At 36.1% G+C, this 22,792-nt stretch carries 25 protein-coding genes, 2 pseudogenes and 1 riboswitch; of the genes and pseudogenes, 14 read left to right on the forward strand and 13 right to left on the reverse strand.

Features of this window, described 5'->3' with window-relative positions:
• Positions 1–18 precede the first annotated feature (18 nt).
• Genes Q5W13_RS16885 through gnd form a run of 3 tightly spaced genes read right to left on the reverse strand, consistent with a single transcriptional unit; the run spans position 19 to position 2,039 of the window.
• Positions 19–330 carry a DUF3124 domain-containing protein gene (locus Q5W13_RS16885; protein WP_304443807.1) on the reverse strand — a complete coding sequence of 104 codons (312 nt, stop codon included), beginning with the start codon at positions 328–330 and terminating at the stop codon, positions 19–21.
• Positions 327–617: a hypothetical protein gene (locus tag Q5W13_RS16890; protein WP_304443808.1), complete on the reverse strand. Its 291-nt coding sequence runs from the start codon at positions 615–617 to the stop codon at positions 327–329. Before Q5W13_RS16890 ends, Q5W13_RS16885 begins: the two co-directional genes overlap by 4 nt.
• 9 nt (positions 618–626) lie before the next feature.
• On the reverse strand, positions 627–2,039 hold the full coding sequence (gene gnd, locus Q5W13_RS16895) for an NADP-dependent phosphogluconate dehydrogenase (RefSeq protein ID WP_155595816.1): 1,413 nt from the start codon (positions 2,037–2,039) through the stop codon (positions 627–629).
• A 172-nt stretch (positions 2,040–2,211) separates the two neighbouring features.
• Between gnd and zwf the strand changes: the two genes are divergently transcribed.
• The 3 genes from zwf to Q5W13_RS25250 are packed head-to-tail and all read left to right on the forward strand — an operon-like array spanning position 2,212 to position 4,525.
• Positions 2,212–3,792, forward strand: coding sequence for a glucose-6-phosphate dehydrogenase (zwf, locus tag Q5W13_RS16900; protein ID WP_304443809.1), 1,581 nt, complete (start codon positions 2,212–2,214; stop codon positions 3,790–3,792).
• Positions 3,793–3,800: 8 nt separating this feature from the next.
• Positions 3,801–4,199: a 6-phosphogluconolactonase gene (locus Q5W13_RS25245; protein WP_368662293.1), complete on the forward strand. Its 399-nt coding sequence runs from the start codon at positions 3,801–3,803 to the stop codon at positions 4,197–4,199.
• Positions 4,196–4,525: a 6-phosphogluconolactonase gene (locus Q5W13_RS25250; protein ID WP_368662294.1), complete on the forward strand. Its 330-nt coding sequence runs from the start codon at positions 4,196–4,198 to the stop codon at positions 4,523–4,525. The genes Q5W13_RS25245 and Q5W13_RS25250 overlap by 4 nt, the downstream gene beginning before the upstream one ends.
• On the opposite strand, the gene Q5W13_RS16910 is transcribed toward Q5W13_RS25250, so the two are convergent.
• From Q5W13_RS16910 to Q5W13_RS16940, 7 genes and pseudogenes are all read right to left on the reverse strand, one after another.
• On the reverse strand, positions 4,506–5,051 hold the full coding sequence (locus Q5W13_RS16910) for an acyl-CoA thioesterase (RefSeq protein ID WP_155595819.1): 546 nt from the start codon (positions 5,049–5,051) through the stop codon (positions 4,506–4,508). The genes Q5W13_RS25250 and Q5W13_RS16910 overlap by 20 nt on opposite strands.
• Positions 5,051–5,415, reverse strand: a pseudogene (locus Q5W13_RS16915) (6-phosphogluconate dehydrogenase). Before Q5W13_RS16915 ends, Q5W13_RS16910 begins: the two are co-directional and overlap by 1 nt.
• On the reverse strand, positions 5,412–6,761 hold the full coding sequence (locus Q5W13_RS16920) for a DNA recombination protein RmuC (protein ID WP_304443810.1): 1,350 nt from the start codon (positions 6,759–6,761) through the stop codon (positions 5,412–5,414). The pseudogene Q5W13_RS16915 and the gene Q5W13_RS16920 overlap by 4 nt, the downstream one beginning before the upstream one ends.
• 65 nt (positions 6,762–6,826) lie before the next feature.
• On the reverse strand, positions 6,827–7,615 hold the full coding sequence (locus tag Q5W13_RS16925; protein ID WP_438364192.1) for an ABC transporter ATP-binding protein: 789 nt from the start codon (positions 7,613–7,615) through the stop codon (positions 6,827–6,829).
• Positions 7,616–7,621: 6 nt separating this feature from the next.
• Entirely contained in the window at positions 7,622–8,494 is an 873-nt protein-coding gene (locus Q5W13_RS16930; RefSeq protein WP_304443812.1) for a 3-keto-disaccharide hydrolase, read from the reverse strand.
• A gap of 139 nt (positions 8,495–8,633) precedes the next feature.
• Positions 8,634–9,664, reverse strand: a pseudogene (locus Q5W13_RS16935) (FecCD family ABC transporter permease).
• Complete coding sequence (locus Q5W13_RS16940; RefSeq protein ID WP_304443813.1) at positions 9,665–10,813, reverse strand: ABC transporter substrate-binding protein; 1,149 nt, start codon at positions 10,811–10,813, stop codon at positions 9,665–9,667.
• 219 nt (positions 10,814–11,032) lie between these two features.
• Here Q5W13_RS16940 and Q5W13_RS16945 point away from each other — a divergent pair, with 219 nt between their 5' ends.
• The 5 genes from Q5W13_RS16945 to Q5W13_RS16965 all read left to right on the forward strand — a co-directional run bounded on the left by Q5W13_RS16945 (position 11,033) and on the right by Q5W13_RS16965 (position 15,695).
• Entirely contained in the window at positions 11,033–11,500 is a 468-nt protein-coding gene (locus tag Q5W13_RS16945) for an FKBP-type peptidyl-prolyl cis-trans isomerase (RefSeq protein ID WP_304446534.1), read from the forward strand.
• 85 nt (positions 11,501–11,585) lie between these two features.
• Positions 11,586–11,810: riboswitch (cobalamin riboswitch) on the forward strand.
• A gap of 31 nt (positions 11,811–11,841) precedes the next feature.
• Positions 11,842–13,296, forward strand: a complete 1,455-nt coding sequence (locus tag Q5W13_RS16950; RefSeq protein ID WP_304443814.1) for a TonB-dependent receptor — start codon at positions 11,842–11,844, stop codon at positions 13,294–13,296.
• Positions 13,233–13,685 carry a TonB-dependent receptor domain-containing protein gene (locus tag Q5W13_RS16955; RefSeq protein ID WP_304443815.1) on the forward strand — a complete coding sequence of 151 codons (453 nt, stop codon included), beginning with the start codon at positions 13,233–13,235 and terminating at the stop codon, positions 13,683–13,685. Before Q5W13_RS16950 ends, Q5W13_RS16955 begins: the two co-directional genes overlap by 64 nt.
• Positions 13,686–13,703: 18 nt before the next feature.
• Complete coding sequence (locus tag Q5W13_RS16960; protein WP_304443816.1) at positions 13,704–14,759, forward strand: YncE family protein; 1,056 nt, start codon at positions 13,704–13,706, stop codon at positions 14,757–14,759.
• 30 nt (positions 14,760–14,789) lie between these two features.
• On the forward strand, positions 14,790–15,695 hold the full coding sequence (locus Q5W13_RS16965) for an ABC transporter substrate-binding protein (RefSeq protein WP_304443817.1): 906 nt from the start codon (positions 14,790–14,792) through the stop codon (positions 15,693–15,695).
• A gap of 71 nt (positions 15,696–15,766) precedes the next feature.
• Here Q5W13_RS16965 and Q5W13_RS16970 read toward each other — a convergent pair whose 3' ends face one another.
• The 3 genes from Q5W13_RS16970 to Q5W13_RS16980 all read right to left on the reverse strand — a co-directional run bounded on the left by Q5W13_RS16970 (position 15,767) and on the right by Q5W13_RS16980 (position 18,845).
• On the reverse strand, positions 15,767–16,777 hold the full coding sequence (locus tag Q5W13_RS16970; RefSeq protein ID WP_304443818.1) for a S41 family peptidase: 1,011 nt from the start codon (positions 16,775–16,777) through the stop codon (positions 15,767–15,769).
• A 210-nt stretch (positions 16,778–16,987) separates the two neighbouring features.
• Complete coding sequence (locus tag Q5W13_RS16975; RefSeq protein ID WP_304443819.1) at positions 16,988–17,251, reverse strand: hypothetical protein; 264 nt, start codon at positions 17,249–17,251, stop codon at positions 16,988–16,990.
• A 79-nt stretch (positions 17,252–17,330) separates the two neighbouring features.
• A complete protein-coding gene (locus Q5W13_RS16980; RefSeq protein WP_304443820.1) occupies positions 17,331–18,845 on the reverse strand; it encodes a GFO_1087 family putative carboxy terminal peptidase in 1,515 nt (504 codons plus the stop codon).
• Positions 18,846–19,082: 237 nt separating this feature from the next.
• On the opposite strand from Q5W13_RS16980, the gene Q5W13_RS16985 reads away from it, so the two are divergent.
• From Q5W13_RS16985 to Q5W13_RS17010, 6 genes are all read left to right on the forward strand, one after another.
• A complete protein-coding gene (locus Q5W13_RS16985) occupies positions 19,083–19,592 on the forward strand; it encodes a GFO_1088 family ECF-type sigma factor (RefSeq protein ID WP_304443821.1) in 510 nt (169 codons plus the stop codon).
• Positions 19,579–20,028 (forward strand): PG0215 family putative anti-sigma factor, encoded by a 450-nt coding sequence (locus tag Q5W13_RS16990; protein ID WP_304443822.1) that lies wholly within the window; start codon positions 19,579–19,581, stop codon positions 20,026–20,028. The genes Q5W13_RS16985 and Q5W13_RS16990 overlap by 14 nt, the downstream gene beginning before the upstream one ends.
• Before the next feature lie 16 nt (positions 20,029–20,044).
• Complete coding sequence (locus Q5W13_RS16995; protein WP_304443823.1) at positions 20,045–20,590, forward strand: GFO_1090 family protein; 546 nt, start codon at positions 20,045–20,047, stop codon at positions 20,588–20,590.
• A gap of 59 nt (positions 20,591–20,649) precedes the next feature.
• Positions 20,650–21,195, forward strand: coding sequence for a GFO_1090 family protein (locus Q5W13_RS17000; RefSeq protein ID WP_304443824.1), 546 nt, complete (start codon positions 20,650–20,652; stop codon positions 21,193–21,195).
• A 44-nt stretch (positions 21,196–21,239) separates the two neighbouring features.
• Positions 21,240–21,776 carry a GFO_1091 family lipoprotein gene (locus Q5W13_RS17005; RefSeq protein WP_155595831.1) on the forward strand — a complete coding sequence of 179 codons (537 nt, stop codon included), beginning with the start codon at positions 21,240–21,242 and terminating at the stop codon, positions 21,774–21,776.
• 144 nt (positions 21,777–21,920) lie between these two features.
• The gene (locus Q5W13_RS17010) at positions 21,921–22,736 is read left to right on the forward strand and encodes a mechanosensitive ion channel family protein (protein ID WP_155595832.1); all 816 of its coding nucleotides are present in this window, start codon (positions 21,921–21,923) and stop codon (positions 22,734–22,736) included.
• Positions 22,737–22,792 lie beyond the last annotated feature (56 nt).

Genomic DNA, 22,792 nt, shown 5'->3' on the forward strand with positions numbered 1-22,792 from the left:
TAGATACGTTTTATACGGTTAAGGGGCTTCTACATCAATTCCTTCAGTAGTAAAAGAAAAGGCTTGAGCACCTAGCCCGCCAACCATTACGGCTTGGAATAAAGGGTTAATAGGGCGTTTGGAATACCAGTCTATTATAAAGTTAGCACCACTACCACCAGACGTATCTTGCTGCTCAATAACGTAATCTATAGATTCCATAGGCCGAAGGTAGATTGCTTGGTCTAAGTAATTTCTCACCAAATCACCACCCGTATTATAATAATCTATGGTCGTAATAAAGAGACTGTCTTTTAAGCTCGTATTTCTTATGCTTAAGGTTGCAGTCAATAATGTTCTAGAATCCTGGTTTGGTTATAGATGTCGGAATATATGGGAACGTAAACTTGTTTGGTAAGAGGGTCAACCGTAGAACGGTCAACCCTTCTATTTAAAGTATGTTCGTCAAGAACCTTTACCGGCTTTTCGTCGGTTGGTCGCTTGCATGAAGTAACTAGAATAACAAGTAAAAGCGCGTTGGCTATTGCCCAAATAGGTTTTTCAATACAAAAACTTCTATTTCTGTATTTGTTCATTGCTTTTAACGCTCTAACCTCATTATATTCAGATACCTCCAAACTATTTCTCTATTCCCATTCTGTATGAAAAATACCTTCTTTATCCAATCTCTCGTAAGTGTGAGAACCAAAGAAATCTCTTTGTGCTTGGATTAAGTTCAATGGCAACCTACTAGAGGTATATGCATCAAAATAAGTAAGTGAGTTTGAAATTCCAGGTAATGGAATACCATTTGCAGCTGCATGTGCCACTAGCTTTCTAGTAGAACCTACCGTACTCTTCACTTTATCAATAAAATGACTAGAAAGTAAAAGGTTAGGTAAATCTTTATCAGCTTCAAAAGCCTCAGAAATATCAGCTAATAAGCCAGCTCTAATAATACAGCCTGCACGCCAGATTTTTGCAATTGTTGTAATATCTAGGTTGTAGTTGTATTCTTTGGATGCGTCCGCCAATTGATGAAGTCCTTGAGCATAGGTGATAATGAAAGAGAAGTAAAGTGCTTCTTCGGCCATTTTTTCCAATTCTTTTTTATCTAATTTCTCAATTTCTGGACGGTCGTATAGCTTATCGGCTTCTATTCTTTCGTCTTTAAGACCTGATATCTCACGCATGCTAACGGCAATATCAATTGAAGGAACAGGAATACCCAAATCCATTGCGTTTTGGCTAGTCCATTTTCCAGTACCTTTTTGCTTCGCTTTGTCTAAAATCTGATCTACTAAATGACCTTTGTCTAAACCAAGTTCATCTTTTTGCTCAAGAATTTTAGAAGTAATTTCAACTAGAAAAGACTGTAAACGACCTGCGTTCCATTTAGAAAAGGTATCGTGCATTTCTTCATTAGAAAAATCACCTGCTTTTTTAAGCAAATCATAAACTTCAGAAGTAAGTTGCATTAATCCGTACTCAATACCATTGTGAACCATCTTTACATAGTTACCAGATGATTTTGGCCCTAAATAGGCTACGCAGGGTTCCCCTTTATACTTTGCGGAAACCGCTTCAAAAATAGGTTTTATGTGTTGGTAAGCAGATTTTGAACCTCCAGGCATGATACTTGGTCCTAAGCGAGCACCTTTGGCGCCACCGGAAACACCTGCTCCAAAGAAGTTGATAGCCTTGTCATGTAGATAAGCTTCACGACGGTCAGTATCCGTAAAGAACGAATTTCCACCATCTATAATAATGTCTCCTCGATCAATATGCGGTAAAAGGCTTTCAATTACGGCATCTACAATCTTGCCCGCGGGAACCAAAAGCATAATTTTCCTAGGTTGTTTTAGCGCCTGAACAAATGTTTTAATATTTGTAGCGGCATTTACCTTGGCTTCGTGACCACCTTCTTCTTTTAAAGCGGCTACTTTTTCAGGGTCTAAATCATATCCGTAGGCAGAAAAACCATTATCGGCTACGTTTAATATAAAGTTACGCCCCATAACTCCAAGGCCAACTAATCCAAAATCATATTTTTCTTCCATTTTCTAATTTTAAAATTACATGGGCGACCATAAAAGTGATATAATTGGTCGATACAATCAAAATTAAACGAAATTATTGAAATGTAAGATTATCTTAGGGTAAACTCGTTGGTATTACTGCATCTTTTCGATACTTTTAACCTTTCAAATAGTATATGGATACCATCTCATTATGAATAAAACAGAAAATCAGATTCTTGTGATATTTGGCGCATCTGGCGACCTAACAGCAAGAAAACTTGTACCCGCACTTTTTAATCTTCATCAGGCAGATCAACTTCCCGATAATTTTATAGTTCTTGGAACAAGTAGAAGTGATATGACAGATAGTGCTTTTAGAAAAAAAGTGGTATCAGAGAGTACATATTTAAAAGGTAAGTTAGAAGGCTTATCTGATGAATATGTAAAAAACTTTGCAGATAAATTCTTTTATGAAGATTTAGGTGGAAGCTACGATACGGATTATAGCCGTTTGCGTAAGAGGGTAGAGGATTTAAAGAATAAGTACCAGACTTCTGGTAACATTATATATTACCTTTCTACGCCCCCTACATTGTACGAGACAATAGCTCATAACTTGGCGGAAGCCGGTATGAGTACTCAAAACAACGGGTGGAAAAGGTTAATTGTTGAAAAACCTTTTGGTTATAGTTTAGATACGGCCAAACAACTGAATACTGGTCTTCAGAAGTTTTTTAAAGAAGATCAAATCTATAGAATAGATCACTATTTGGGTAAAGAAACGGTGCAAAATCTACTGATTACACGTTTTGCCAATAGTATTTTTGAGCCCCTTTGGAACCGTAATTATATTCACCATGTAGAAATTACCAATGCAGAAAGTGTTGGTGTTGAAAAAAGAGGTGGTTATTATGATACATCCGGAGCGTTAAGAGACATGTTCCAGAACCATTTGCTACAGATAGTTTCATTAATTGTTATGGAACCGCCTATTAGCGATGCCCCAGAAGATATTCGAAATGAAAAGGTAAAGGCCCTTAAGTCTCTTAGAGTGATGAAAACGGATAAAGAGCTTTTCGATAATACCATTAGGGCTCAGTACACAAAATCTGTAATTGATGGTCAAGAAGTAAAAGGATATCGCGAGGAAGAGGGAGTAAATAAAGATTCTACTACTGAAACGTTTGCTGCCATTAAGTTTTTTGTTGATAACTGGAGGTGGAAAGATACACCGTTCTATGTGCGTACTGCCAAGAGAATGCCAACAAAGGCCACAGAAGTAGTTATACACTTTAAAACACCACATCACCAGATTTTTCAGGAATCAGGATTGGATAGTAAGGATAACAAGTTGGTTATCCGTATTCAGCCAGATGAAGGTATATTATTGAAATTTGGAGTAAAAGTACCTTATGGTCAAGGATTTAAAGTGGAGCGAGCAAATTTAGATTTTTACTATTCCAGTTTAGCAGAGACTCATGTTATGGATGCATACGAACGTTTATTGTTAGATGCTATGCAAGGAGATGCTACGTTATATGCTAGAGCAGATGAAGTTGAAGCTGCATGGGAATTTGTAGATCCTATATTAAAGTATTGGTCTAGTGGTAAGGATGTTAGAATGTACGGGTACGCCGCAGGTGTATGGGGGCCTGAAAATTCTCATGAATTAATAGAAGGTATTGGTGAGTGGAGAAATCCTGGACCAAACTTAACGGACGACCTATTTTTGTGTCATTTGTTAATTATTGCTTTGGGTGATGTTCCTAGAGCAGCCTTTTATACATTTTAAAATAGACTATGGAATTAAAGATATATCAAGATAAGAACGGAGTTGCTCAAGAATTTTCAAAGTATTTTGCTGAGAAGGCAAAAGGAGGCGAGCCCTTTCATGTGGCACTTTCTGGAGGGAGTACACCAAAAATAGTTTTTGATGTTCTTGCAAAGGAATTTGGCGCAAGTATAGACTGGAAGCTAGTTCATTTCTATTGGGGAGATGAACGTTGTGTGCTTCCTACTGATGATGAAAGCAATTATAAAATGACAGTAGAACACCTATTGTCAAAAATTGATATCCCGGAAGAGAACATCCATAGAATTAAGGGAGAGAACGATCCAGAGGAAGAAGCTGTTCGTTATGCCCAGGTACTAAAAGATGAGCTTATGGAAAAAATGGTTTTCCACAGTTTGATTTGGTGATTTTAGGTATGGGAGACGATGGTCATACCGCATCTATTTTTCCATATGAAATAGAATTATGGAAGTCTGTAAACCTTTGTGAGGTAGCCGCTCATCCAGACTCAGGTCAAAAAAGAATTACAATAACGGGTAACCTTATCAATCATTCTAAAACCGTTGCTTTTCTTGTTACAGGAGCTAGCAAGGAAGAAAAGGTTGGGGAAATTCTAAATTGTGATGGTGCGTGTGATACTTACCCCGCTAATTTAGTAGCCCCAACATTGGGTGATTTAGTTTGGTTTTTAGATAAGGCCGCAGCTGCTAAAATCAGGGAAGGTCAAGTTTAACGTTTTCACCGTTTAGACTTTCTAAATGCAACTCTGATTTAAATTGAGTAGAGTCGAACTCGGTGTCTCTGGAGAAAGCTTCTTCTTTTCGTTTCTTACTTCTGGCAAAACGCCTAACACCTTGTTCGTTGTCTAAAAGTAGACCAGGTATTGGTACGCCTCTGCCGTCTTCATCTTTTGCCACCATGGTAAAATATGACGAGTTGCAGTGGCGCTTTGTGCCAGACTTAATGTCTTGAGATTCAACACGAACCCCAACTACCATAGATGTTCTTCCTGTGTAGTTTATAGAAGCGCGAAGCGTTAATAGCTCACCAACTTCTACGGGATGTAAAAAATCTACCCGGTTTACAGAAGCAGTTACGCAATACATTTGTGAATGTTTTGAGGCACATGCAAAAGCAATCTGGTCCATAAGGCTAAGAATATGTCCTCCATGAACCTTTCCGCCAAAATTAGAGTGGGAGGGTAGCATAAGTTCTGTAATTGATACCCTAGATTCGTTAGCGGTTTTAAATTTTTCCATTAGTTCTTAAAATGAGGTGAATTTTCTTGCTCTACTTTGGTTACAAAATATTTACTGTCGCCTAACCAAAGAAAAGTGGCAAAGCGCTCTACGTAATGTAATTTCACATACTGACCTTGGTGTTCCTGTAACTGTTCAATTACTTCTTTATCCTTATCTAAAACGGAAAAAGAGAAGATTTGAGCTCCAGAAATCCCCTACTTATTTCGCCTTCCCAAGTTTTTATAATTACTCCTTTATGGCTTATTTTAATGAGCTCGCCAGTCCGTATGCCATCACTATAGGTTACAAAATAAATAAATGCATAAACAATTCCAAAGAGGGCTACAATAATCCCCAAGGTTACAAAAAGCGACTTTTTCATGATTTTAATTTTAGTTCGCTTTCAAAATGATCATCTTGAGCGCGTTTTAATATTGGTTCTGGGATTGATTTTTTAGCTTTTGCTCCCATTATTTTTAATTTCTCTATACTTACTACAATGTTTCCGCGGCCTTCAACAAGCTTGTTCATAGCTCCTTTGTATTCGGATTTGGCCTCGTCCATTTTCTTGCCAACCTTGGTAAGGTCGTTTACAAAACCTTCAAATTTGTCATAAAGGGCACCCGCCTGTCTAGCAATTTCCAAAGCATTACGTTGTTGTTTTTCGTTATTCCACATACTATCTATCGTACGTAATGTAGCTAATAGGGTAGATGGGGTAACGATTATTATATTTTGTTCAAACGCTTTGTTATACAGGTTGTTATCGTTGTTTATGGCAATGGCAAAAGCAGGTTCTATAGGAACGAACATCAGGACAAAATCCGGACTTTCCATAGCATAAAGGTCTTCGTACTTTTTTGCTGAAAGTTGGTCTACGTGCCTTTTGAGTGAATTGATGTGGTCTTTCAGGAATTTATCGCGAAGATTATCATCCTCTGCGTTTACGAAACGTTCATAATCGGTAAGGGATACTTTTGAATCCACAACCATCTTTTTGCCGTCAGGAAGGTGTATGACCACATCAGGAAGTACTCTAGAACCATCTTCTCTAGTAAAACTTTGTTGTACCGTATATTCGCGGTCTTTTTCTAATCCCGATTTTTCAAGTACCCGTTCCAATACCAGTTCTCCCCAGTTTCCTTGCATTTTGCTATCGCCTTTTAAAGCTTTGGTAAGATTTTCGGCCTCTTGGGTAATCTTTAGGTTTTGGCTCTGAAGGTTTAAAAGTTGCTCTTTTAAAGCGGAATGAATGCTAATATTTTCTTTCTGGCTTTCTTCGACCTTCTTTTCAAAAAGCTGTATTTTATCATTCAAAGGAGATAAAATATCTTTAATATTCTTCTCGTTACGTTCTGTGAATTTTAAGCTTTTCTCCTCTAAAATTTTATTGGCAAGGTTCTCAAATTCTTTAGTAAATTTTTCTTGCAGCTTTTCTACTTCTTCCTTTTGTTCTGTATTTTTAAGTTGAAGATTCTCTAAATCTGCTTGATACCGAACAATCTGGTTTCCCATTTGTTCTTTTTCTGCCTGTAGATTTATTTTAAGGATATCGCTATCTCGTAATCGCTGCTCTAATACACCAAGGTTGGCATTTAATTGCTGTTCACGTTCTTCAAGGGCACTATGTGTAGACTTTGTTTTTAAGTTCTGAATATAGTTTCCTAAGAAGTACCCCAAGGCAAGGCATACAACTCCAATTAATAAATATACGAGGTAAATATTCATTTATAAGGTAAAGTGTTTGGGGTAAAGATACAAGATTGGCTTTAAATCCAAACACTACTCTTATGTTACTTTTTAATCCGAAAAGAACCTGTTTTAGGGTCGAACGAGACGGTATCCGAAGGAAATAACGACTCAAAGGCTTTTTGTTCAATTAACTCACAAGGTTGCCCAAAATAATTGTTTTTACCATCTAGTAAAACCATTTTATCACATAATTGAATAGCCATTTCAATCTCGTGAGTAGTAAAGACTACCGTTTTTTGTGTGGTATGGGCAATAGAGCGCAGAAGTTTTAAAATCTGAATTTTATGATAAAGGTCTAAGTGAGTGGTAGGCTCATCTAGAAGTATAATGGAGGTGTCTTGTGCAAAAGCACGAGCAACCATCACACGCTGTAATTGACCATCACTTAACTCGTAGCATTTCTTATGCTGCAACTCATCTAGTTCTAATGAACTGATTGCATTTTTGATTTTTTGCTTGTCCGTATCTGTGAGCGTACCTAACCAGTTGGTGTAGGGCTGCCTGCCCAATGCTACCAATTCCAAGACAGATAAGTTTTTAGAAGCAATAGGCTCTGTCAATACCATACTTATTTCTGCCGATAATTCTAATGGGGCATAAGAAACAATAGGTTTGCCCTTAACGGCAAGACAGCCCCCTAAATCTGGTTGCGCATTGCCTAAAGTCCGTAACAAGGTAGATTTTCCAATACCATTAATACCTACTATAGCGGTAAGTTCACCAGGAGCCAAAGCAAAATTTATATTTTCTGCAATAGCTTTTTTGCCATACCCAATAGAGAGGTTGGCAGCGGTAAGTGTATTATGTTTTGTGTGAAGGGCGACGGCGATTTCTATTTAAAGTTGTTTTTTAATGTTTTTAGGCAATTTACTGATATTCTTTATTTTAATATTCTTGTAATATACTTCACAAGCTTCAGATTGAAACTGGATTTTACCCTTTGTTAGAGACGTTGCAACATCCTCATTATACTCTTTAGCATTTTCCAGAACCATTACCACTTTACCGTTTACAATATGGTAGGCCTTATCTTTAATGCAGATAAGCTCAACGCGAGTCCATTCGCCATGCGGATTTTCAAAATTAGCCATTCTTCTGCAACGACCATCACCACCAGTTTTAAAAGTGTGCATTTCTCCTTTTGGATCGTAGAACCAAAATTCTTTACCGTCTTCACTACGTTTAGTTGCCTTAATGTCCATACTAACGCCTGCTAAAGGAAAGAAGTCGCCACAATCTGTTTCTTGTATTTGCATTTCTGGGGCACGCATCCATACATTCCAAAATTGGCCGTGCGGTTCTTGAGCATGATAAAGTACGCCACTATCTCTTTTGTCCTTTAGGCGTGGTTCAAATTTTTTAGTACCCCATTTAATATCAAAAACCAAATGATAGTTATCGTATTCTTTTTTAGTGCTTAATCCACCATAAATTTCTCCACTAACGTTCAAAATTGTTTCACCATTTTCTTGAGTAGTAGAGAAAACATTTAACGGGTCGTTATTCAGGCCGATTGGAGTTCCATGCATTCCATCTCCTTTTTCATAACCTTCTAATTCTAGCGAGGTGTGAGGAACGCCTATGAAAACATCCCAGTTGGTTAAGTCTTTATCTAGAAGATTTACCCAATCTTTATCATTATTCTGAGCATTTAAACTGTTAGCTACACTTATTAGAAAAAGGAAATGGTAAGTTAATTTGGTTCTCATATTGAATCTGATTTGTGAATGGAAAAATGATAAAAGACTTTAATCTTATGTACATGTAAAACTATTGAATTACAATTGCTACAAGTATAACATATGGTCTATTGTGTATAAATTAAAGTGTTTTGAAACGAAGGTTTTATCAAAATACCATCTTTCTTTTTCTTACCAATAGCCATATAACTACAGGAGCTCCTAAAATACTTGTAATAGCATTTATAGGAAGTACCTCTGCGCTACTAGGCAATTGTGCAATGGTATCGCATATAAGCATGAGAATAGCACCATACACCAAAACTGCGGGTACTAAAACGCGGTGTTCTGTAGTGTTGAATATTTGACGGGTTAAATGTGGTACAGCCAAGCCAATGAAAGCGATAGGACCGGCAAAAGCGGTGACACCACCAGCCAGAAGACCGGTAGCTATTATGATCAGATAACGTGAGCGGACTAAATTTACACCTAGACTTTTGGCGTAGTTTTCACCAAGGAGCAAAGCATTTAAAGGTTTTATTGATAATATTCCTAGAACTATTCCAATAATCAAAATAACGAACAATAACCCTAGTTGATGCCAAGATAAATTCCCAACACTACCAAAGGACCAGTAAACGAACTGCTGCAGTTTTTGTGCATCGGTAAAATAAGAGAGGACACTAACAATTGCTGCGCTAATGCTTCCGAACATAAGGCCAATAATTAAAAGCGCCATAGTGTCTTTTACTTTTGATGCTACGGTTATAACAGCTAATAGGACTAGAAAGCTACGATACTGGAGACAATAGCTAGCGATACATCTGTTACGAGACTGAACCCGAATAAGGAAGAAAGGGTTACTGAACCCATAATTAAAAAAGCAGCTCCCAAACTTGCCCCGGAACTTATACCCAAAACAAAAGGTCCCGCAAGTGGGTTTCTGAATAAGGTTTGCATTAAAAGTCCGCTTAAGGATAGACCGGCACCCACTAGTATGGCAGTGAAGGCCTTAGGAATTCTATAGTTCCATATAATGTAATCCCAAGCTGTATTATCCAAAGTTCCTCCAAAAACGGAATGCAGGGTTTCTGAAAATGGAATAGAAACTGAACCCAAAGAAATATTAATGCCCATAGCAATTACTAGAACAGTATGCAGAAGAACAAAAGAAGAGCGATATGTCTTAGGGGTTTGCAACTATTCTAAAGGCTTAAAAAAGTAAAGTTCGTGATCAGGTAACAATTCAGGATGAAAAATATGAATGAGATCTTTTAAAACAATATCCGGTCTCATTGGTGCTAATTCGTAATAGAGTAAACCACCTGTAGCGCCTTTTGCTAGCGTGTTGGAGAAAACCATTTTGTTTTTGTAGGCATCAAATTGTGTATAATGCTTATTGGATTCTTCCATGTCTTCATATGATGTAAGCATAGAAGGGTTGAGCCAATAATCTGCATGTTGCGCTGTAGCAAGAACAGTCTCAAGACTTTGACCAATACCTCCGGTTTCCGGTGTGTCTTTCCATAGATAATCGGTTTTGGCATCCTTAAGAAATTGCGCCATCCAGCTTTTTCCTCCAGCAACATGCCAAACATCTTTATAAAGTCCACCAGTAAGTACCGTTGGTTTTTTAGTGACATTTTTTACAATTGCCTTTGTTTGCAAATATGATTTTTCTATCGACTTAAAAACACTATCAGCTTTAGTTTCAAGACCGAAAAAAGGGGCGAAAAATTTAATCCACTCCGCCTTTCCTAAAGGAGATTCTTCTGTCCAATCACCATTATAAACAAGGGGAATATTAGAGCGAATTAGGGTTTCGTATGCCTTGTTTTGGTTGTTCATTCCAAATCCAACTACAACATCTGGTCTTAGGCTAATAGTAATCTCCGTATTTAAAGTTTCATTATTACCTAATTCTTTAATCTCTCCATTATCAATTAGTTTACGGGTGTTTTCTGAAGAGATTAGTTCAGTTTTAGGAAAGCCTACTAACTTATCAATAACGCCTAGAGCTTCAAGAGAAGGGATGTGGGTAGTAGAGGTTACAATTAAACGTTCTACAGGGGTGGCAACAATGGCATCATAATCATCTTTGTTGAGAGTCATTGAGGCCATTTTATCTTTTGGAATCAGTGCGTATTTAAAAGAAGTATTGGCTCCTGGCCAAGCAGATGAAACTTCAATTATGGTAAGTCCGTTGTTTGATTTTTCAATTGTAAAACCCTTTGCATGGCTTATTTCAATTTCAGCTGCAGGTGAATGCGGTAAAGAAAAATCAGTTTTTTTATCGGTCTTACAAGCGATAAAAAGGCAAAATACTAGGAATAAAATGCTGTTTTTCAATGTATTCGGTTTGTAGTTGTTACTTGGAGTATGCTTTGTTACGGTGCTAAAGGTAATGTGTTTATCTACTAAGAAGAAAGGCACTTGCTAATTAATTTTAAGGCAGAGAGTTTATAACCGGCTAATTACCATTGTTCTATTAAGTTCAAATTTAGATATGCTAAAATAGTTTAAGCCCTGTTATTAGTTCATTATATTTGACGCTTAAAAATAATTATGATGAAGAAAGTTTTATTTGTTTTAGCCTTGGTTGTATTTGCTTCTTGTGGAGATGATGAGAAAAATGAACCAAAAGAGGTTATTGATTATACTGTTAAGAATGAGCAGGATATTAAAGAATATATTGAAGCAAACGATTTGACTGCCACAAGAAGTGAGTCAGGACTTTATTATGTTATAGAAGAAGAAGGTACAGGTGAAAGACCTACGGCTAGTTCCGATGTAACTGTGGCTTATAAAGGCTATTTTTTAGATAAAGAGGTTTTTGATCAAAGTGGCTCAAATGGTGCTACTTTTCCTCTGTCGGGAGTAATTGCAGGCTGGACAGAAGGTATTACCTATTTTAAAGAAGGTGGAAATGGAATACTTTTAGTGCCAGCGGCCTTAGGTTATGGGAATTCGGATAGGAGTGGTATTCCCGGTGGCTCTGTACTTGTTTTTGAAGTTAATCTTATAGCTGTAAAATAAACTACTTTTCTAAAAGACGATATCTTTCTGGATACCACTTTTGAAGGGTATCGTTTTTAAGGTTGTATTTTTCAACGAATTCATTACCTTCGCCGCGAATTTTGGTTCGATACAGTAGCAAATACTTTGTCGATTAAAAGGGAATCCGGTCAAAATCCGGAACTGTTCCCGCAACTGTAAGTTTATGCCAAGCTATGCTAGGTGCCTCTTAAGAGGGTGTTATTTTCTTCAACACCACTGTCTATAAATAGATGGGAAGGTAATATAACATTGAACAAGTCAGGAGACCTGCCATTTTCATAACCTTAAACAAGACTTTCGGGTAAAAGGTCTTTAGCGGTATGAGAGAGTATAAACCATTTTTGATTATTCTTGTTTTCCTATGCACTTTGTTTGGCAATGCCCAACAAGATAGCATAACAGTTTTGGACGAAGTGATTCTTACTGATGTTCGACTTTTACATTTTTCGAATGGAAAGGTAGACGTTCTAAAAGATTCTTTGATTGACCGTAATGGTAGCTCTTTGACTGACCTTCTGCAATTTAACTCTAGTATTTATTTGAAGGAAAATGGATTAGGAATGATTTCTTCTCCATCTTTCCGAGGAACTAATGCTTCACAAACAGCCGTTATTTGGAATGGCATCAATATTAATTCACAACTTACTGGTCAGGTTGATTTTAATACCATTGTGCCAAGAAATTATGGTTCTATAAGTGTTAGAAGTGGGGGAGGAAGTGTGCAATTTGGTAGTGGAGCAATTGGTGGTAGTGTGCATTTAAATGACCTGTTCCGATTCGATAAACATTCAGAACATGAGTTACTGTTTAGTTACGGAAGCTTTGATACCAGGAATTTTAATTACCGCACTTCTATAGGGTCAAAGAAAACCACAGTAGGTTTTGGAATAAACTATCTTGAATCGGAAAATGACTATAAATATTTGGGCACAGACCAAAGGAATCAAAACGGAGCCTTTAATAATATTAATGTCAATGCTAACGTAGGACATGAAATAGCGGAAGGACAATTACTGAAATTCTATCATAATACTTTTATTGGTGACCGTGATTTTTCAGGAACTATTACTGCACCTTCCAATTCTAATTATCGTGATTATAATTCCCGTAACCTTTTGGAATGGAGTCATTTTAATGAAAAACGAATTCATCGGGTTAAATTGGGTTACTTGTACGAAAAGTACAAATACTATGATAATAAAGAGCGTGCAGATTTTTCCTTTGGAAATACAAATACATTTTTGATCAATTATGATTACAAAATTAATTTTAAGGATATTGTTCTCAATGGCATTGCCGATTACAGTTATATTGAAGCTAAAGGAACTTCTCTTGAAAATGGTACCAGAAAAACACTGGCCACAACCCTTTTATTTAAACATAATTTAGGAGAAAAGATTACCTACGGAGCTAACGTTAGGAAAGAATTTATGAATGATTACAAGAGTCCGTTTGTATACTCTTTAAACGCCAAATATTCTTTTAACTCTCACCATGATGTTTATTTTAATGTTTCAAAAAACTACAGGGTTCCTACATTCAATGAAGTCTATTGGATTTTAGGTGGAGGATCAGGTGGTAATCCTGATATAAGACCTGAATCTTCTTTACAGGCAGAAATAGGGCAGACCTTTAAAAAAAGAAGTATACTTTTCAATGGGCTGCTTTTTATATTGATTCTGAGGATCTTATTCAGTGGAGGCCTAATGATATGGGAATTTGGACTCCCATCAATATTAAAGACGCATCAAATTATGGTCTTGAAGTTTCTTTAGAGTTAGCGGAAAAATGGGGAAACCGTCATCTTACTTGGAAAAATAGCTATGCACTGACTAAGGCGGTAGATTCTGAGACTAATAAATCGTTAATGTATGTGCCAGAACATAAGGTAACATCTATTCTAACATATGCATATTCAGACTGGCGATTGTTTTATCAACTATACGTCAATAGCAGCGTCTTTATCACTTCAGATAACTCTGAGTCATTGTCAGGCTATTCCGTTTCGAACTTAGGGTTTGGGAGAAATTTCAAAACCAAGGGGAAATTAAATATAGAAGCATTAATACAGGTTAATAATCTATATAATAAAAATTATCAAAATGTAGCTTATCGACCAATGCCAAACAGAAATGTTCAATTAAAATTAAAAATTAAAATCTAAAAGTAGAACAAAATGAAAATGAAACAAGTATCAATTTTTGTAGCCATGGCGGCTTTATTTACAGTTAGCTGTTCAAATGATGACGATGGAGTTGTAATTGAAGAAGTGAAGGGAGATTACCAAAATGGTATATTAATAACAAATGAAGGTCCGTTTAACAATGGTAGCGGAACGGTCACTTATATATCCAACGATTCGTTACTAGTAAAAGATGCTATTTTTAAATTAGAAAATAATGAAGACCTTGGTAACATTCTACAGTCAATTGCTTTTGATGAAGATAGGGCTTATATTGTGGTCAATAACTCACATAAAATTCATGTGGTCAACCGATATACTTTTAAAAGCGAGGGTGTAATCGAGGAAGGACTTTTAAATCCTAGATATCTTACTGTTGCCAATGGAAAGGGGTATGTTACCAATTGGGGAGATTCTGCCGATGAAACTGATGATTACGTTGCCATTATAGATTTAGAGACCAATACCGTTTCAAAATCTATTCCTACGGAGTTGGGACCAGAAGCAATTACTTCTAACGAAGATTTTGTTTATGTAGCACATCAAGGAGCATTTGGTCAAAATAATAAGGTCTCTATTATTGATGCTTCTACGGATGTTGTATCATCCACACTTACTGTTGGAGATTTTCCTAACTCTATGCAATGGGATACTGCTGGAAACTTATGGGTATTAAGTAGCGGTGCGCCAGAATATACAGGAGAAGAAACTAATGGAACACTTACGGAAATTAATACGTCAGATAATAGTATAGTACAGACTTTTAATTTTGAAACTACAGAACATCCGGGCGATTTAAGTGTGGAAGATGATACATTTTATTTTGGGATGTCTAATGCTGTTTATACATTTGAATCTGGATTGGATGCTTTGCCAACTGAAGCTTTTATAAATGATGTCTCGTTTTACAGTATGACTGTTAATGACGGTAAACTTTACGGTACAGATGCAAAAGATTATGCTAGTAAAGGAGATTTGTTTATATATGATTTAAATACCAAGGAATTAACCAACACTATTTCTGTAGGCATTATTCCAGTGAGGTATATATTTTAATTAAATACAATGCTTAAAGTCTGTTCTTTTATGCCTGCTGTTACGCAAATGCTCTATGATATGGGTTTGCAAGAACATTTGTATGGTATTACGTTTGAATGTCCGCCACAAGCGCTGAAAGAGAAAAAGCCAGTAGTGCGGTGTATCTTAGAAGGTAAGAACTATACAAGTAAACAGATAGATGTCTTTTTTTCTGAAAGTAAAAAAGAAGGGAAGAAACTTTATTATGTAGACGAACAAGCGCTTGCCGAAATAGCCCCTGATATCATCTTCACGCAAGATATGTGTGATGTTTGCCAGATTGATACGGAATGTACGGCAGCAGCCGTTGCAAATCTTGATAAACAGCCAGAGCTCATTTCTATTAGTCCTATGGGTTTTGATGATGTTTTTCAAAATGCCGTTACTATTGCAAAAGCATTGGATAAAGAAGAGGTTGCTTACGCATATTTAATAAAGTTAAATGATCGTGTTAATCATGTTATGGATACTATAATAGCATCCAAGGCTCCTAAAAAGAAGGTGTTGTTGTTAGAATGGTTGGAACCTATTTATAATTGTGGACATTGGATTCCTCATCAGATAGATTTTGCCGGTGGTGTAGATATGTTATCTAATCCATCTGGGAATAGCGGGGTTATTTCTTGGGAAGATATTTTAGCGTACAATCCAGAAGTGATTGTCATAGCCCCATGCGGATTTAGTATGAAAAGAACAATGACAGAAATGCACTTATTACTTTTAAAAGATGGGTGGAATTCATTGGAAGCAGTACAGAATCAACAGGTTTTTATAACTGATTTTGATTTGTTCACCCAATCATCTGCAGGAACGTTGGTAGATGGCATAGAATTGTTGGCGGGATTGTTTCACCCAGAGGTTATCTCCGTACCAACGCGTTTAAAACGCAAGTACCAAAAGTTTTATGATTATTAAGTAGCAATAAATTAATAAAAAAAAGCGGCCTGTTATATACAGGCCGCTTTTTTGTTTTTAGTTATATCAAATTACCAAATTATAGGTGGGTCGGTAACATACATATTATCTTTTAGAGGGGTAAACATTTTTGAGTTTGTCATGGTTTCAATGGGTAAATTTACTTTTTGGGAACCTTTGGCGGAAGAACCAGTTATCAACTCTATAGCTTTTGCCAGATATGGTTCTTTTAAATCACCTAACACGCCCATGTTTGTAATGTCTTCTTGTAATGGTTCATCCGGTAAAAGCCCACTAGTAAATTCAGAAAATCCTTCTGCATTTTCATTTCTTCCCAATAAAGGTTGAATAGCCCATTTGTTCTTTGAGTTAATTTTACTGGCTCTTTCTGCGCTGTAGATGTAGTTATTACCTCTATCATCTACCATAGTGACAGAAAATTCATTTTTTCCACGTGTGGTTTCACCTATTTGAACAATATCCATATAGGGTCTTAGTCCGTTTATAATTAACTCACTTGCAGAGGCAGTTCCTGATGTGGTTAAGATGTATACTTTTTTTAAATTTAAAGTATTTATAGCCGTTCCTTTCCCTGTTTTTTCAGCAAAAAAGCGTCTTAGTTCAGTATCGCTGTCATCTAATACTTTTTGATATTTTTCATTATAAAGGGCTTTAAGGAAGACATCTTTTGAATTAGTGCCGTATATCATACTAGATAAAAGAGCTGCCGTATTAACAGAGCCTCCAGGGTTGTAACGAAGGTCTAATACCAATTCATTTACACCACTAGACTTAAATCTTCCAAAAACGGTATTGAGCTGTTCATCGTATTCGTTTGTAAAACCAGTGTATGCTAGATAACCAATTTTACTATCTTGTATTTCTATGATTTCATCCAAAAAAATAGGGTTTTCTCTAAGATCTACTTCTTTAGTTAATTGAATGTCATTTCCGTCAGGCTCGGCATTTTCTCCAACTATGCTTGCCATATTTAGTGTGTAAGAATCACTATCTCCAAAAAGGAGAGATATGTAATTTTGATCGGTAAGGGTAGTTCCGTTCACCGGTAAAAAGGTCTCCACGTTTTATATTTTTAGTTGATGCATTTGAATTAGGCACAATGTATTGCACGTAGCCATAAAGTTCACTGTTATTTGCTTTCTGTCTTACCAAGCCAAACATAAGTCCGTTGCTTTTAGAAATACCAGCTAAAGACTGTGTAAGCTCTACATAATCATCTGAAAAAAAGCTAAACCTATCCTCAGAGAAAAGTAATTTATCATCAAAGAATTTTATGGATCTGATTCCGAAGAAAGAAATTCCGTATAGAGAGCTGAGCCTTCAGGGGTGTTAGGGAATTTTGCGTCAGATAAGTTTTCCACATCAGATTGCCAGAAATACCAAAAGTTCATGGCTTTCCACATAAAATCTTGTACTTCAACCCCCGCATCTGGGTCAGGGTCTACTGTATCAGGAATACTAAAATCGTCGTTTTCTGAACAAGAAAATATTAGAAAAAGTGAAAGAAATAATCCTGTCGTTACGCTTTTTTTCATGATTGCTGATATAGTTTAAAGGGGAGTTTTAAGGAACACCGTAATAGAATATCACAACGTAAAAAAATCCATCTTATTTTCAGTTCTCTGATTTTAACGGTTTTAGTAATCCATCCATAACCATAGAATTGTTTGTTAAAGAAAATATTCTTGAGTGTGCAAATGAATTAGAGAAAGAACCATGGTTAAAACTTCTTTTAGCAGTATTGCCAGAAATTACAGATAATGTTAACGCCAAAAGGGGCTCGTCTACATCTCCTAGCATACCTAGATTTTCAATATCTTCTGGTAGTAGGTAATCAGGTACTAACCCATTTTCATAATCGCTAAAACCATCTGCATTTTCATTTTTCCCCAATAAAGGCTGTATTCCCCATTGATTATCTGGGTTAATATCACTATCGTTATTTCCTGTATAAAAGTAACCGGTTGAAGGGTCATCAACGAAAGTATTAGAAAACTCACTTTTCCCTACTGTCAGCTCCCCTATGTGTACCACATCAACGTATGGTGCAAGGCCGTTCATTACCAATTCACTGGAAGATGCTGTTCGGCCCGTAGCAATGATATATACTTTCTTTAAATTAAGTGTATTAAGATCTGTTTTACTATCAAAGGTTTTATCCGTAAAATTATCTTCTATACTAGCTGCATCAGCAGATGACATTATCTTATCATTATAACGGGCCCTCAAAAGGAGCTGGTCCGTTTCCGTTCCATAAACAGCGCTTGCCATTTGAATTGCAGAGGTAACTCTACCACCTCCGTTATATCTGAAATCTAAAATTAACTCGTCAATGTTTTCTGTCTTAAACTCGCCAAAAACAGTATTTAATTGATCGTCATAGGCGGCTAGAAAACTATTATACATTAAATAGCCTATTTTCTTTCCGTTCTGCTCAATGATTTTATTAATATGTATCGGGTTTTCTGAAAAATTCTCAATCTTGCTCAGAGCTACTTCTTTACCATTGCCTACCACGGAATCTCCCGAAAAATCAGCCATATTAAGAGTGTAGTTAGCATTATCGCTAAAAAGTAAATCTATATAATTGCTGCGGGTCAATGTTTGTCCATCTACCCCATTAAAGATGTCTCCTCTTATTATTTCTTTACTGGAGGCATCTGAGTTGGGTAATATATAAGTTACGACGCCATATATATCAATGTCATTTTCAGTAACGTATAATTGGAATTCTACACCATTACTACTTGAAATTCCCTGTAAAGAATTTACAAGGTCTTTGTAGTTTTCAACGGCAACACTAAACCTATCAGAAGCGGCTGCATCTCCTACAGCTTCTTTATGGTTATAGGCAAGGTCATTGTAGAAAAAATCACTTGGGTTGGATTCTGAAGCTAAGAAAGCAATATAATCAGGATCATTAGAATCTTCAAATTTATCATCGGCTAGGTTGGGGACATCGGCTTGCCAAAAATACCATTCATTCATTACCTGATACATAAAATGTTGTGCAGGATAGTCAGCAGCTGTTTTAGTTTCTACTTTTTCATCAGGAAAAATATTATCATCGTTTTTACAGCCAACAAATAATAATCCTGTTGCAAGGAACAATAAGAGGTACTTTTTCATAGTTTTTTATTATGCGATAAAACTACCAAATCAATTACCGTTCCAAAAGAATGATGATAATATAACGGGGGAGTCTAAATTAAAGGTACTAAGTTAGTATACGTAGATAGTTAGTAAAAGGTTGTAGTAATTACTTACATAACTAAAATATAAAAAATATTTGTAACATAATTAAGAGTAGCTCGTCTTCCTTATGTAGCACCTGTAAAAAGTGTTTATAATAACCAGACCATTAGAATGCAACAGGCAGATTTTATAAAAATTATTGGCCCTTTTCAAGACAAGTTATATCGTTTGGCAAAACGGTTGTTGGTGTCTAGGGAAGAAGCGGAAGATGCCACCCAAGAGATTCTATTGAAGCTATGGGCTAAAAACAACAGTATAGAGCAATATAAAAGCGTTGAAGCTTTTGCAATGACGATGACCAAAAACTTTTGCTTGGACAGATTAAAATCTAAGCAGGCTGGGAATTTAAAACTAGTTCATACCAATTATGAAGAAAAGGGGAGCTCGTTACAAAAAAAAATAGAAGCAAACGATAGTGTTTCATGGGTAGAAAAGATAATGGCCGATTTACCTGAACAGCAAAAAATGGTATTGCAGTTAAGAGATGTAGAAGAATATGATTATGATGAGATTGCTAAAATGTTAGAAATGCAGCCAACAGCGGTAAGAGTAGCTTTGTCTAGGGCAAGGAAGACCGTGAGGGAAAAATTAATACAAAAACACAGTTATGGAATTGGATAAAATAGAAAAATTGCTTGAAAAGTACTTTGAAGCAGATACAACAGTTGCAGAAGAAAAGCTGCTCCAAGCGTATTTTTCTAAAAAGGATGTACCTGAGAACCTGCAACAATATATTCCTTTGTTCAGTTTTATGGACGGAGCTAAAAAAGAGGAGTTTTCCAAGGAAGTTGTATTGGAGCCTGAAACAAAAGGTACTAGTAAAAACTTCTATAAATGGATGTCTATTGCAGCAGCAGTTATGCTAATGTTCGGAGTGTATTTAGGAAAAAATTATTATGACGAAAAGGAACTAGAGCAGCAACAGGCTCTTTATGCCTACAACGAAACAAAAAAAGCATTGGACATGCTTAGTCATAATATGGAAAGAGGTACTGAGAAAATAGGATACCTCAATGAGTTTGTTGTAGCAAAACAAAAAATTTATAATAAGAATTAAAATTAAAACCCGAAAAATGAAACAGATATTAATTGTACTAATAGTAGCGGTGTTGCCGGTAAAGGGCTTTTCACAGTCCCTATTTGATAAATATGAAGACCTAGATGAGGTAAGTGCGGTAGTTGTAAATCGTAGCATGTTTAATTTACTGAGTAAAATAGACGTTGAGGTAGATGATCCAGAAGCAAAGGATTTTATGGATATAGCTAAGAGTTTAAATAACTTAAAGGTTTTCATTACTGAGGACAAGTCTATTTCTACAGACATGAAATTGTCCGTAGAGAAATATCTTAAATCTGCCAAATTAGAAGAGCTTATGCGTGTAAAAGATAAAGATGCTAATGTTAAGTTTTATATCCGCGCTGGTAAAGACGATGACCACGTTAGCGAGCTTCTAATGTTCGTGACAGGTATAAACAACGTAAATGTAGATGTAAACGGTAGAAAGTTTGAAACTGTACTGTTATCGTTAACAGGAGATATAGACTTGAACAAGATAGGTTCTTTAACAAAAAAAATGAACTTGCCAGAAGAGTTGAACGAGGCAGGTAAGAATAGATAGTAAATTAATCATCATCAATCAATAATCAAAAACAAGCATTAATCTTAAAACGAACAATCATGAAAAAGCTAAGTGTATTTTTAGTACTAGTAGTATTACCATTTTTTGGAATTTCTCAATCTATGTTTGACAAATATGATAATATGAAGAATGTAGGTTCTGTTACCGTAAACAAAAGTATGATTAGACTTGCGGGTAACATAGCTGCTTTTGACGAGAGTGACCAAGATTCTCAAGATTTTGCTTCTATAGCCCAAGGCTTGGATGGAATTAAGGTGTTTATTACTGAAGATGCAGGAATATCCGAAGACATGGGTAAAACGGTTAAAAAGTATCTAAAATCTTCTAACCTAGAAGAGCTGATGAGGGTGAAGGACAAAGATGCTACCGTAAAGTTCTATATTAAAGAAGGAAGAGATGAAGATCATGTTAGTGAGCTTTTGTTGTTCGTGTCCGATATTAATAGCGATGAGCTAGATATGGGTAATAGAAAATTTGAAAGTGTATTGGTATCTATGACCGGAGATATAGATTTGAACAAAATTGGAGCACTTACCAGAAAGATGAATCTTCCTGAGGAGTTAAACGAAGTAGGAGGAAGGTAAAAGAATATCCTCTAAGTCTAATTCAATACCTTAAAGACATTTATATGAAAAGAATAACAATGGTTATAGCTACCCTGCTATTATGTATTGTAAGTGCTTGTAATTCTACACCTAGCTTGCAACAGTATTATGTAACAAATTCTGAGAACCCTAATTTTTTGACTCTAGATTTACCGGTAGGCCTTTTAAATATAAGGGAGGCGCAATTGTCTCCAGAACAAAAAGAGAGTCTTGGCTCATTAAAAAAGCTAAATGTTCTGGCTTTTAAGAAGACTGAAGCAAACCAAGCCGACTTTCTGAAAGAGCAAACTATTATAAAATCTATTTTAAAGAGTGAAGACTTCACGGAACTCATGAAAATGAATACGGATTTTGGTAGGGCCACAATCAAGTATCTTGGGGACGAAGATGCCATTGATGAGGTGGTGATTTACGGAGATAATGAAGATAAAGGCTTTTTAGTTGTTCGGGTTTTAGGAAAAAACATGAATCCGGCAAAAATGATTCAGTTTGTTCAAGCTTTAGAAAAATCAGAGTTTAAAGGAGACGAACTATCTAAGGTCATGGACTTTATGAAGTAGAACTAGCACCGTATTTCGCATTAAAAAACAAACCAAATTGACTGGTTTGTTTTTTTTTGAATAAAATTTAAAGTTTTTAGTGACCTTTCGATAAATCGGGTGTCTTAAGTATTAAAGCACTAACCCTTAACACGAGAAACGATTATGGAACAAGCAGAAGTATGGATAGATAAAGGTATTGAGTTTGCCGTCAATTACGGACCTAAAGTAATAGGCGCAATCTTAATTTATATTATTGGTTCATGGGTTATAAAAAAGATAGTTAAGGTTGTTCAAAAGGGAATGACAAGCCAAGAGTACGATAAGTCTCTACAGAAATTTTTATTGAGCCTAGTAAAATGGGCCTTGACTATTTTCTTGATAATTACGGTAATTTCTACTTTAGGAGTAGAGACCACAAGTTTTGCAGCTATAATTGCAGCAGCTGGTTTGGCTATTGGTCTTGCACTACAAGGTTCCTTATCTAATTTTGCAGGTGGAGTTTTGATTATCATCTTCAAGCCTTATAAGATTGGAGATTTGATAGAAGCACAAGGTGCACTTGGTTCTGTTAAGGAGATAGAAATTTTCACAACTAAGCTTATTACACCTGATAATAAATTGGCTATTATACCCAACGGAGCAATGGCTAACGGAAATATCATTAACTATACGGCCGAAGGTAAAATGAGAGTCGACACCACTATAGGAGTTGGTTATGGTGAAGATATAAAAACAGCCAAAGAAGTTTTACTTAATGTTCTTTTAGCAGATCCAAAAGTATTGAAAGACCCTGCTCCATCTGTAAATGTTTCGGAATTGGCAGATAGTTCCGTAAACTTTGCGGTACGCCCGTTCTGTAAGCCAGAAGATTACTGGGATGTATATTTTGGAACTTTAGAAAACTGTAAGTTGGCACTTGATAAAGCTGGAATTGAAATTCCTTACCCACATCAAGTTGAGATACAAAAGAAAGGATGATTATTACGTAAACACTAACCATTATCCCCCGAAGAAGGCCGCATTTGCGGCCTTTT

This window comes from Zobellia laminariae (genome assembly GCF_030553095.1).
Lineage (GTDB): Bacteria > Bacteroidota > Bacteroidia > Flavobacteriales > Flavobacteriaceae > Zobellia > Zobellia laminariae.

Bases quoted from the DNA above. Each gene is read 5' to 3' on its own strand.
- gnd (WP_155595816.1), bottom strand. From the start codon at position 2,039: ATGGAAGAAAAATATGATTTTGGATTAGTTGGCCTTGGAGTTATGGGG.
- zwf (WP_304443809.1), top strand. From the start codon at position 2,212: ATGAATAAAACAGAAAATCAGATTCTTGTGATATTTGGCGCATCTGGC.
- Q5W13_RS25245 (WP_368662293.1), top strand. From the start codon at position 3,801: ATGGAATTAAAGATATATCAAGATAAGAACGGAGTTGCTCAAGAATTT.
- Q5W13_RS16910 (WP_155595819.1), bottom strand. From the start codon at position 5,051: ATGGAAAAATTTAAAACCGCTAACGAATCTAGGGTATCAATTACAGAA.
- Q5W13_RS16920 (WP_304443810.1), bottom strand. From the start codon at position 6,761: ATGAATATTTACCTCGTATATTTATTAATTGGAGTTGTATGCCTTGCC.
- Q5W13_RS16930 (WP_304443812.1), bottom strand. From the start codon at position 8,494: ATGAGAACCAAATTAACTTACCATTTCCTTTTTCTAATAAGTGTAGCT.
- Q5W13_RS16945 (WP_304446534.1), top strand. From the start codon at position 11,033: ATGAAGAAAGTTTTATTTGTTTTAGCCTTGGTTGTATTTGCTTCTTGT.
- Q5W13_RS16950 (WP_304443814.1), top strand. From the start codon at position 11,842: ATGAGAGAGTATAAACCATTTTTGATTATTCTTGTTTTCCTATGCACT.
- Q5W13_RS16955 (WP_304443815.1), top strand. From the start codon at position 13,233: ATGGGAATTTGGACTCCCATCAATATTAAAGACGCATCAAATTATGGT.
- Q5W13_RS16960 (WP_304443816.1), top strand. From the start codon at position 13,704: ATGAAACAAGTATCAATTTTTGTAGCCATGGCGGCTTTATTTACAGTT.
- Q5W13_RS16965 (WP_304443817.1), top strand. From the start codon at position 14,790: ATGCCTGCTGTTACGCAAATGCTCTATGATATGGGTTTGCAAGAACAT.
- Q5W13_RS16975 (WP_304443819.1), bottom strand. From the start codon at position 17,251: ATGAAAAAAAGCGTAACGACAGGATTATTTCTTTCACTTTTTCTAATA.
- Q5W13_RS16980 (WP_304443820.1), bottom strand. From the start codon at position 18,845: ATGAAAAAGTACCTCTTATTGTTCCTTGCAACAGGATTATTATTTGTT.
- Q5W13_RS16985 (WP_304443821.1), top strand. From the start codon at position 19,083: ATGCAACAGGCAGATTTTATAAAAATTATTGGCCCTTTTCAAGACAAG.
- Q5W13_RS16990 (WP_304443822.1), top strand. From the start codon at position 19,579: ATGGAATTGGATAAAATAGAAAAATTGCTTGAAAAGTACTTTGAAGCA.
- Q5W13_RS16995 (WP_304443823.1), top strand. From the start codon at position 20,045: ATGAAACAGATATTAATTGTACTAATAGTAGCGGTGTTGCCGGTAAAG.
- Q5W13_RS17000 (WP_304443824.1), top strand. From the start codon at position 20,650: ATGAAAAAGCTAAGTGTATTTTTAGTACTAGTAGTATTACCATTTTTT.
- Q5W13_RS17005 (WP_155595831.1), top strand. From the start codon at position 21,240: ATGAAAAGAATAACAATGGTTATAGCTACCCTGCTATTATGTATTGTA.
- Q5W13_RS17010 (WP_155595832.1), top strand. From the start codon at position 21,921: ATGGAACAAGCAGAAGTATGGATAGATAAAGGTATTGAGTTTGCCGTC.